The sequence below is a fragment of the Streptomyces sp. NPDC086989 genome, from assembly GCF_044745505.1.
GTDB lineage: Bacteria > Actinomycetota > Actinomycetes > Streptomycetales > Streptomycetaceae > Streptomyces.
On record NZ_JBIVAL010000004.1, the window covers coordinates 518719 to 528487 of the forward strand.

Annotated in this window: 13 protein-coding genes; 11 read left to right on the forward strand and 2 right to left on the reverse strand. The window is 69.5% G+C overall.

Annotated features, from left to right (window positions below; genetic code table 11):
- The first annotated feature begins 5 nt into the window (after positions 1-5).
- The 9 genes from ACIPK4_RS12140 (at position 6) to ACIPK4_RS12180 (ending at position 5929) form a co-directional block, all read left to right on the forward strand.
- Entirely contained in the window at positions 6-167 is a 162-nt protein-coding gene (locus tag ACIPK4_RS12140; RefSeq protein WP_402311506.1) for a hypothetical protein, read from the forward strand.
- A gap of 1 nt (position 168) precedes the next feature.
- Positions 169-483: a hypothetical protein gene (locus tag ACIPK4_RS12145; RefSeq protein ID WP_402311508.1), complete on the forward strand. Its 315-nt coding sequence runs from the start codon at positions 169-171 to the stop codon at positions 481-483.
- Positions 468-665 (forward strand): hypothetical protein, encoded by a 198-nt coding sequence (locus tag ACIPK4_RS12150; protein WP_402311510.1) that lies wholly within the window; start codon positions 468-470, stop codon positions 663-665. Before ACIPK4_RS12145 ends, ACIPK4_RS12150 begins: the two co-directional genes overlap by 16 nt.
- 18 nt (positions 666-683) lie before the next feature.
- Entirely contained in the window at positions 684-1874 is a 1191-nt protein-coding gene (locus ACIPK4_RS12155; protein ID WP_402311513.1) for a hypothetical protein, read from the forward strand.
- 7 nt (positions 1875-1881) lie between these two features.
- Entirely contained in the window at positions 1882-3939 is a 2058-nt protein-coding gene (locus ACIPK4_RS12160) for a hypothetical protein (RefSeq protein ID WP_402311516.1), read from the forward strand.
- 206 nt (positions 3940-4145) lie between these two features.
- Positions 4146-4394, forward strand: a complete 249-nt coding sequence (locus ACIPK4_RS12165; RefSeq protein WP_402311518.1) for a hypothetical protein — start codon at positions 4146-4148, stop codon at positions 4392-4394.
- A gap of 47 nt (positions 4395-4441) precedes the next feature.
- Entirely contained in the window at positions 4442-4897 is a 456-nt protein-coding gene (locus tag ACIPK4_RS12170) for a hypothetical protein (protein WP_402311521.1), read from the forward strand.
- Entirely contained in the window at positions 4894-5364 is a 471-nt protein-coding gene (locus tag ACIPK4_RS12175; protein WP_402311523.1) for a hypothetical protein, read from the forward strand. Before ACIPK4_RS12170 ends, ACIPK4_RS12175 begins: the two co-directional genes overlap by 4 nt.
- Before the next feature lie 91 nt (positions 5365-5455).
- The gene (locus ACIPK4_RS12180) at positions 5456-5929 is read left to right on the forward strand and encodes a hypothetical protein (RefSeq protein ID WP_402311526.1); all 474 of its coding nucleotides are present in this window, start codon (positions 5456-5458) and stop codon (positions 5927-5929) included.
- 226 nt (positions 5930-6155) lie between these two features.
- Here the strand turns inward: ACIPK4_RS12180 and ACIPK4_RS12185 are convergent, their stop codons facing one another.
- On the reverse strand, positions 6156-6332 hold the full coding sequence (locus tag ACIPK4_RS12185) for a hypothetical protein (RefSeq protein WP_402311527.1): 177 nt from the start codon (positions 6330-6332) through the stop codon (positions 6156-6158).
- A gap of 147 nt (positions 6333-6479) precedes the next feature.
- On the opposite strand from ACIPK4_RS12185, the gene ACIPK4_RS12190 reads away from it, so the two are divergent.
- Together ACIPK4_RS12190 and ACIPK4_RS12195 are read left to right on the forward strand one after the other, a co-directional pair.
- Positions 6480-6710, forward strand: a complete 231-nt coding sequence (locus tag ACIPK4_RS12190; RefSeq protein ID WP_402311529.1) for a DNA-binding protein — start codon at positions 6480-6482, stop codon at positions 6708-6710.
- Between the two features lie 19 nt (positions 6711-6729).
- Positions 6730-9357 carry an SGNH/GDSL hydrolase family protein gene (locus ACIPK4_RS12195; protein ID WP_402311532.1) on the forward strand — a complete coding sequence of 876 codons (2628 nt, stop codon included), beginning with the start codon at positions 6730-6732 and terminating at the stop codon, positions 9355-9357.
- Here the strand turns inward: ACIPK4_RS12195 and ACIPK4_RS12200 are convergent.
- Complete coding sequence (locus ACIPK4_RS12200; RefSeq protein ID WP_402311534.1) at positions 9354-9581, reverse strand: hypothetical protein; 228 nt, start codon at positions 9579-9581, stop codon at positions 9354-9356. The genes ACIPK4_RS12195 and ACIPK4_RS12200 overlap by 4 nt on opposite strands.
- Positions 9582-9769 lie beyond the last annotated feature (188 nt).

Genomic DNA, 9769 nt, shown 5'->3' on the forward strand with positions numbered 1-9769 from the left:
TCGCCATGCCCTGGACCGTCACCACCAGCAGCGAGACCGCCGACGCACCGACCGACACGGCCACCGTCACCAACGAGTCCGAGCTGATCACCATCGTGGCTCTCGCCGCGGTCGACCCGCGCCAGCTCAGCATCCACGTCCAGCACGTCACCGGACCGGAGGCCTGAAATGAGCGTCGACATCTCCCACGGCTCCACCCAGTGGGGCACCGAAACTCTCTCCTACAGCGCGTTCGCCAACATGGGCCGCCACCTCGCCCACGTCCTCCCCGCCAGCGACTGGCGGGCTATCCGATTCCTGTTCGACCGCAAGTCCGACGTCGTGGGACTGATCGGACCCCAGCAGGCCGGAGTCATCGCAGACATCTTCGCCAAGGCCGCCCAGCACCCGAAGATGCCCCGCGAGCTGGCCGACATCGTCCGCCGCTGGGCCGCAGCCGGCTACCGCGCCCACGGAGCCGGCGAGATGTGGAGCTGGTCGTGACGGCCGCCCTGGTCGGCATCCACAAGGCCCGGGTCTTCCTCATTCTCGCTGGCCTGGCCTGGATCGCCGGCCTCCAGCCCCCGCTTCTGACCCGCATCGGGATCGCCGTCCTCGTCCTCCTCGCGATTACCGGCGAGGGCCTCCTCGACCAGCACGCACCACCCACCCCCACCCGAACCTGATCAAGAAGGGATCGTTCCGTGAGCAGCGACTGGTACGAACAGCGCCGCAAGGATGAAGACGCGAGGGTCGCCCGTGAAGTGGAGGCCAAGGCCGCGGCAGTCGACTTGGAGCGCACCCAGCGCCTCAAGGAGAAGGCCGACCGGCGGGCAGAAAAGCTTCAGGCTCGCAAGGATCGTGCGCAGCGGCGGCGGGAGCGTGCGGCGAAGAGGCAGCGCGATTTCGCTCCCGGCACGGTGTACCGGCGCGGGACGCTGCTGCTGATCGGCTTCAGTATCGCGGCGAGCCTGCCCGCGCAGATCATCCACTTCACATCGATTTACTGGATGCTCTTCACCATCGGGCCTGTCCTCGAGGGTGCCGCCTGGATCCTCGCCGCCGGTGTCGCTCACGCGGACGAGAAGAAGCTGGCGTCGTGGGTGCGGTGGGTCATGCGAGCCCTCTCAATGTCTGCAGCCTCCTACGCCGCCCTGATCAACTACCAGTACGGCCAAAGCCTCACCGAGCACGGGCTCACTGCCGGCCAGGCGCAGACCGCCGCCATGGGTCTTGCCGCAGTCACCCTCGGTGGGCCGCTCTTCTTCGAAGTGCGCCAGTGGGTGCTCACGCTGTCGGCCGCCGTCGGCAACGCCAAGCATCGGCTGGAGAAGAAGGCGCGCGCTCGTCACGAGAAGAAGCGCCGCGAGGCCTTCCCCGACGTCATGGCCCGAGCCCAGCAGCTTCTCCTTGCAGCACCCTACGGAGCCCTCAAGGAAGAGGAGGCGTTCAATCGAGCATGGTGGGACATTCACGGCGCCCCGCGAGCCGTTACTGCCGACGTCATCAAGAACCGCCTCAAGGCCGAGTCCGCTGTCGCCGAGGTGCTCGACGAGGCAGAGCGAACTCCAGAACGCCTAGCCGTCGAGTTCCTCCTTGCCGACCTCTTCGGATCCGAGGTAGGCGTCTCCGACACCTCGGGCAAGGGCGCCCGCAATGGGGGTCACGAGGGCCGTACAGCCCTTGGGAGGCTTGAGAAGCGGGAGTCTGGCGCCCCGCGGTACAAAGACGCCACAGAGCCTCTCGATGAGGCTGACATCGAGAAGGCGCGCGGACTGTTCAACCTGATCGGTGAAGACAAGTTCTCCGCCCCCGAAGTCGCCAAGCTTCTCGGTCGCAGCAACGTCTACGCCCGCCGCATCCGGAACGCCGTCACCGGCAAGCAGGAAGGTTGAGACGACGATGACGACTGCCCCCGCCCCCCGACTGTCCATCGTCAAAGACGACCCGACCCCCGAGACGGTCGCCCCCGCAGTCCCGATCGAGGGCGCCATCGTCCCTGTCGGCCGGACCCCGCTGTGGGCCCGTTCGCAGGCTGCCATCGCCCGCCAGGCCCGCGACTTCCGCGACAGCTACGGCTACCTGCCGCAAGCCGGTCGCGGCTACCAACGACTCGGCTCCCGCTGGCTCGCCGGCTACCGCGACAACTGGCCCCACATGATCGAGACCGTCGACGCCGCGATCGCCACCAGCCGGGACATCGCCGAACAGGGAAAGCTCCGCGACGAGCTCAACAAGCGGCGCGCCGACTACTGGCGCCACCGGCTTATCTACAGCGGCGTCACCGCCGGCATCGGCACCGTCGGCCTGGCCGGCGCCACGGTTGGCACCCTCACCGGGGGCCTCTGGTTCGACCTCCCTCTCCTCGCCGCCAGCTGGTGGTACGGCGTCCGGCGCGGACGGACCGGCATCGAACAGCACCCCGAAACCGGCCAGCCCGTCGCCGTCACCTCCCTGGCCGCGCCCCACCTCGCCCAGCCGGCCGCCCGAGGCTTCACCCTGGACCGCCTGCCTGCTGACGCCCGCCCCTTCCCGCTCACCCAGGTCGACACCGTCGACCAGCTCGCCGTCTGCGTTCTCGCCGCGCTCCGCGCCGAGAACATCCCCGTCGCCGAGGTGTCCGACATCAGCCTTGAACCCTGGGGCTGGCAGTGCATCGTCCGCGTCAGCGAAGGCACCCCCGAGGCGATCATCAAGGCGGCCGGCGCCCTGGAAACCCGCTTCGACCTCGGCCATGGGGGCGTCCGACCCCAGCCCCTCAAGTCCCGCCGCTCCTGCGCCATCCTCCGCCTCATCGACGGCAACGCCTTCGCATCCGCGCCCGGCATGCCGCACCGGCAGCCCAAGTCGCTCAGCATCGCCGGGAAAGCCCGCGCCGGCACGTCGATCGGGGGCGACGCCCTCGACGTCACGCTGGCTGGCGTCATGGGTCTCGTCGTGGCTGCCTCTGGAGGCGGAAAGACCGGCATCCTGCAGGCCCTCGGCGAGATCACTACCGCCTGCAACGACAACCTGACCATCGACCTCGACCCGTTCGGTGACGGCCTCGAAGACCTCCGCGAAGCAGTACGGGTGACCGCGCGCACCAACGAGCAGATCGAAGCCGTGCTCGCCTTCCTGCTGCTACTCGCCAAGTCGCGGGCCCGCCTGCGGGGCAAGCTCGGCATGGGCAAGAAGTGGCAGGCCAGCCCCGAGGCGCCGGCCGTCACCGTGTTCTTCGACGAGTTCCCCAAGGCCTCCGAACTGGCCCAGCTCCTCGCGGTCGAGCTCCTGCTCGTAGGCAGGAAGGAGCTGATCCAGGTGGTACTCGCGTCGCAGGGAGGAACGAGCCGGTACCTCAGCGAGAACATCGCACAGATGATCGCCCTGCGGATGGTCGGCCCCTGCAAGCGCGTCGACACCAACGCCGTCTTCGGCGACGGCGCCGCAGCCGAAGGATGGCTTCCGCACCGCCTGGACCCGGCAACCGACACCGACCCCAAGGACGCCGGCCACGTCTTCGTGCAAGGCGTCCCCGGCCTCGCCGACGAGCCCGTCGAGTACGCCATCCACTACGCCGACTCGGCGGCCCTTCGGGAACGCGCCGCCGAACGCAAGGCCGCTGGCCTGGTGGAGCTCGACCAGCAGTCACTCGACGGCATGGCCGAGGTGGACCAGCCGCAGATCGCCGGCTTCCCCCAGGTGCTGTCGTGGCCCGCGCTGCTTCGACTGTGCGACGCCGAACCTCCCGCAGGCCACGCCGCCAGCCACCCGATCGTCGCCGAAGCGCTGGCCGTGATGGACGAGAGGAACGTTGACCGCATGCGGACCGAAACCCTGGCCGCAGCACTTCATCTGACGGCCTCGGAACTGAGGTCAAAGCTCCGCGCAGCGGGGGTCCCTGACCCCGCTCCGATCGGCGAGATCGACGGTCTGCAGAACCCCCGCGGCTACAAGCGGGACACCCTCGCTCGCGCCTGATATGCGCAGATCGCACCCCTGATCGGGCGCTGATCGGCCTGCTCCACCGCAGGTCAGCGCCCGATCGGGCCCCGCTCGCCCGCTGCTCGCGACGGCCGACGAGCAGCCCCCGAGCAGACCGCGAGCAACCCCTGACCTGCAACGGAGCAGACCGAGCACGCCCCCGATCAGGGAACAAACCACCACAAACCGCATTGGAGCTCACCATGGGCAAGATCTGGAGCATCCAGGCCCCAGGAGACGTCAAGGCCCTCGAGCGCTGGGCCCGGCCAGGCAAATCCGTCTGGGTCATCCGCGAGCAGGCACCCGGCTCCCCGTTCGGGCCATGGACCTGCGATCAGCGCCTCTGCACCGGCTACGGCTTCTTCGGCAAGCCCTCCTTCGAGGGCGACTCCGCAAAGAGCCTCCTCCGCTGGTACGGCGAGCTCCACGAAGTCCCGCCCTCCCGCACGTAGACCCCACCGCGCAACCCACCCCAGACCCGCCATCAAAGGAGAACGCCATGAGCAAGGACTACCGCGGCAAGAGCGGCGCACGACAGCTGGAACGCGACGCCCGAGAAGGAATGATCGTCTACTACGTCACCGAGCACGCCACCAACCTCGCCGCCCAGTTCGAAGCCCAGACCTGGTCCGCCCTGATCTGCACCCACTACTCCCGGATGTGGCAGGCCTGGATGTTCGGCCACTACTCCGTACACGCCGGACGCCCGCTCGAAAAGAAGGGCACCATCCAGGCCGCGAACGTCGTCCTCCAGCTCGGCAGCACGTACTGCAGCACCACCCCGCCCCCCGGCCTCCGTGAACTCGCCTCACCCGAACGCGGATGCGGCCTCCGGCCCGAGATCACTGGCGACATGTACGACTTCGAGGGCGCCACCAGCTTCGGCCACTGGAACGACCCGAACATGGCCCGCAAGGTCGACGAGCACTCCGGGTGGGGGCGTGGTCGCCGATGATCGCCACCCGCACGGCCGCCGCGACCCGCGCGGCGGCCCCGGCCCTCACCCTCGACGAGCGGCTCACCCTGAGCAGCCTGGCCATGGATGAGCGGCTCGCCGGAGCCCACGGCGACATGGCGATCCGCACCGCCCACGTCGACACCGAAGCCCCCGAGATCCTCGCCGCCCCCATGGCCAGTACCGGGCCGGCCGACGCCCCGGCCACGGTCGAGGAGGTATTCGCCGAGGCCGCCCGGCTGATCGACACCTACGGCCTGTGCGTCGGCTACGTCGGCCACCCCGGCGTCGGGTACTGCATCATCGGCGCCATCCGGGCCGCGGCCGGCGGCGAAGGCCCACTCGCCGACCAAGCCTGCAACGAAATCTGGAACCGGATCCGCCGCGAAGCCCCCGACGCCCTCTCGGCCGGCGCCTGGAACGACGCCCAGGCCGGACCAGCGCCCGTGATCCGAATGCTCGGCTGACTGCCGCTCACCGACAGGCCCAGCCCCACCATCCACCACCCAACCGCCGCACCCGACATAGACTGGCCCAGCCGCCACGGAAGGATTCCTCATGCGCCCCGCACGGTTCCACCAGTTTGCAATCGACACCCTGCCCAAGGCCCCCGACGTGCAGGCAGTCGAAGACGGTGGAGAGAGCGGCCGGCCCTACAGCCTGCACGTCACATTCACCAATGGCTCCCAGGTATGGATCGGCGTCACCGGCACACTCGCCCCCGGCGACAAGTACGACATCGCAGAGCAGCCCGTCCACGGCGACGCACCATCCGAAATCCCGTACCCACCACTGTTCGACAGTGGCAGCGTCACTCCCGCCACCGCCCAGGCATACCTCGCCGCCGCCACCACCAATACCGGCAACACGGAGATCCTCGCTGCCGAGCCGTACAACGACGACGACGTCCAGAACCCTGGCTTCGGGGTTACCTTCCACAACGGCGCGAAGATCTGGTGCCTGTTCACGCACACCGCCCGAGCCGGACAAGCTCGCGGCAGTCGCGCCTACGACCTCCAAGGCTCGTTCTAGGCCTAGTCGACCCCAACTACCCGCAGGACACTGCCCTCGCCAACCCGAGCGAGGAGGCAGCACATGCCCTGTGTCCCCGGAAACCGCTTCGACCCAGGCCAATGCAACGGCGGCTGCTCAGTATGCGGCGCTATCGTCGGCGCCGAACCCGGACAGCCCGCCGCCATGCACCAACGAGCAGGCGGCCTCGAAACCTGCCCGGGCAGCGGACAACCAGCCGTCTGACCTACCGCTCCACCGACAGGCCCTCGCCGACCGCGGGGGCCTTCGTCATGGGCACCGCGCGCGCCAGCCAGCCATCCCCATGCCGGTCCGTCGGCAGCATCGTCACCACCGCGCCCCGCTCCCGACACAACCAGTCCAGCTCGCGTCGGCACTCGGCCTCCGTCGCGCATCGCACCATGAACGACACCCTCATGGCCGCAGTCTCCCACCGCGGCCCTGCACTTGACACGAGTAACCTACCGAAGTCATGATCTGCTGAAGTAGCACTCGTGCGCGCTCAGGCCGTCCCCCACAGGACGGCCTTTCGTCATTCCAGGGAGTGCCCATGACTCGACCCTGGCTGGCCACCGCAGCCGACGCCGCCTACTACACCGGCCGCCCCGTCGGAACCATCTGGCGCTGGGCATCCGAAGGCCGCATCACCCGCCACGGCGGCACCGGGAAAGCAGCCCGCTACGACCTCCGCGAACTCGACCGCAAAACCGTCGACCCGTGGACCGGCGAAACCCACCTCGGCGACCCGCCGCCACTGCCCGCCGGAGCCCGAGCCGCCTGACCTACGAGGAGGTGCCGCCGTGTCGTTCCCCGCAGGCACCCCCACGGTCACCCTGGTCGGCACGCTCCCCTCCGCTGTAGCCGGCACCCCATTCCAGGGCCGCCTCGTCCTCACGCCGTCCGCATACCTCGTCGACTCGACCCGCAACGCCGTATACGCCGGCGGCGGCGCAGTGACGATCACCAACGGCAGCTTCTTCGTTCAGATCCTCCCCTGCGACGCAGCAGGCATCCTGCCGACCGGCTGGCGGTGGCGCGTCGACATCCAGCCCACCGGCGGCAAGCGCATCCAGTACTGGGCCAACATCACCGGCACCGGCACAGTCGACCTCGCCGACCTCACCCCCGTCCCAGCTCCCGGCGGAGGCTCCAGCGGCGGTGGAGGCGGCGGCGCAGTAACGTCCGTCAACGGCGAAGTCGGCGTGGTTGTCCTGGACGCCACCGACGTAGGCGCAGACCCCGCAGGCGCGGCTGCGGCGGCTGTCACGGCTCACGTAGCCGCCACGGACCCGCACGGCGACCGGGCCGCGGCTACGAGCGCCCTCGCCGCGCACGAGGCCGACACGACATCCGTGCACGGCATCAGCAACACGGCGGCCCTGGAAACCCAGAGCGGGGCGCAGGCCAAGGCGGATGCCGCCCAAGCAGCCGCCATCTCGACGGCAGCCTCGGACGCCACGGCCAAGGTCGCGGCCCACGAGGCAGACACCACCGCGGTCCACGGGATCGCCAACACCGCACTGCTGGAGACCACGGCCGGCGCCCAGGCGAAGGCCGACGCTGCCCAGTCCGCGGCCGCGTCTGACGCCACCACGAAGGTGTCGACGCACGCTGGCGCGACAGACCCCCACGGAGACCGGGCAGACGCTGCCAGCAAGTACCTGGCGAAGACGGACAACCTGGCGACCCTTTCAGACAAGCCCACCGCCCGCACGAACCTCGGCCTCGGCGGAGCAGCGACACTCTCCGTCGGCTCCGCCACAGGCACGGTCGCAGCCGGAGACGACCTCCGATTCACCCCCATCGGGAACGCCGCCTCGCCCTTCCCCAGCGACGTCCCCGGCTTCCGCACCGCAGAGGTCCGGATCACCGACGGCGCCGTGCAGGACCTGGCCAGCGCAGCCTCATGGACCATCGCCGCCACCAGCGTCGGCACCCAGCTCAAATGCTCGATCCCGGCAGAGCCCGGCGACCGCATCAGGGCCGACGTCGGCATGCTGTACTCCGGCACCCGGTACATCGACGCCGTGCTCCTGGACTCGGCCGGCGCCATCAACCTCTACGCGGGCACGCAGACCACCAGCCCGCTCACCGAAGGCAACCCGGAGTTCTACCCAAGCACGAGCTTCGGCAAGGCATCCTCGAGCATCCTGTTCACCGTCGCCTCCGGGCACCTTTCCGGCGGGCAGGCGACCGTCGCCATAGCCAACCAGGGCACCGGCGCAGGCAAGATCTACGCTTACTCCGGCTACCCGTTCCGACTCACCCTCACCAACCTCGGCCCCGCACCCGCGCCCACCGGGATCAGCGTCGCCCCAGGAAGTACGCCGGCGGCCGGCTACATCAAATACACGCCGGCAGGCGTGACACTGTCAGGCAGCGACGTCACCGGCCCGTTCAGCTACCTCGGCGCCGGCAGCTTCCAAGTCGGCACCGGCACCCCAGACTCAACCTACGTCCTGCCGACCACCCGCTACCCGAACACCCGCGGCACCCTGAGCAGCAGCCAGAGCATCTGGAGCCTCGAGTTCGGCACAGACGCCACCGCCTTCCAGCTCCGGTTCAACTGGCAGACGGGCGGCTGCTACCGACTCTGGGTCGACGGCCGCCGCATGACCGACCTCATGCAGTCCCTCGGCGGCACCACGCCCGGCAGCACCCACCTGATGACCGTCACCCTCGGCGCCGCACAACCGAGGGTGATCAGGATCGACTTCGCAGTCGCCCCGTTCGGCGGGATCTACCTGCCGCCCGGCGCGACCATGTGGAAGCCCCAGACGCCTGCCAGTCGGATCATGGTGCTGGGTGACAGCATCCCCGGCGGCTCCAGCCTGAACGTAGGCGGCGGCGCAGGCACGTGGTTCCCGCGGGCAGCCCGGGCGCTGGGCTACAGCGACGCCTGGAACGAAGCCCTCGGCGGTACCGGCTACATCACGGCCGGCTCCACCGCCACCCTCGGTACCCGCGCGCCGATCGACGTCATCCCGAACAATCCCGACGTGCTGATCATCTCGGCGGGCTACAACGACAACGGCGGCAGCCAGCCCAGCATCAGCTCCGCCGCGGCTAGCCTGTACAGCGCGATCAAGGCCGGCCTGCCCAGCACGAGGGTCTACGTCATCGGCTGCTGGTCACCCAGCGGCTCACCAGCCGCGTCCATCACCAACACCGACAACACGCTCAAGGCCGCCGCAGCCGCCGCCCAGCTGCCGTTCATCTCGCCCCTCACCGGCGGGATCTACGACAGCACCGGCACCCTCATCGCCACGCACGGAGCCTGGATCACAGGGACCGGGCGCGTCGGAGCGACCACCGGCTCAGGCAACGCGGACGTGTACATCGGCACCGACGCGACCCACCCCACCGACGCCGGCCACACGTACCTGGCTGGCCGGGTCGCTGCAGCGATCAGAGAGCTGGCCGCCTAGTCCTTGGTGCGACGCCAAGGGCGGTCGCCACTGCCAGGGCGCAGCGTCACCTCGGGCGCCGGCCCCGTCCGCCGCTGGCGGGCCGTGGCTGCCACGGCGCCCACCATCAGCAGGCCGCCGAGCACGAGCGGTCCGATCATGAACTCGGCGACCACGCCGAACATGAAGATGACCAAGCCGACGACGAACACGCCGACCGCCCCATCTGATCTCTGACTGGACATGCCCACCCCTTAGCTCAGGCGCCACAGGCTAGACCTAAGGAGGTGAGCACGGTGACCAGACGGACAGGATGGCGGGTCTGCTCGACCCCAGGCTGCCCCGAGTACACCGACCAAGGGGGCCGCTGCCCAGACCATCGGGCGCAGGCCGAGGCCAAGCGAGGTAGCGCACGGCAGCGCGGCTACGGGCG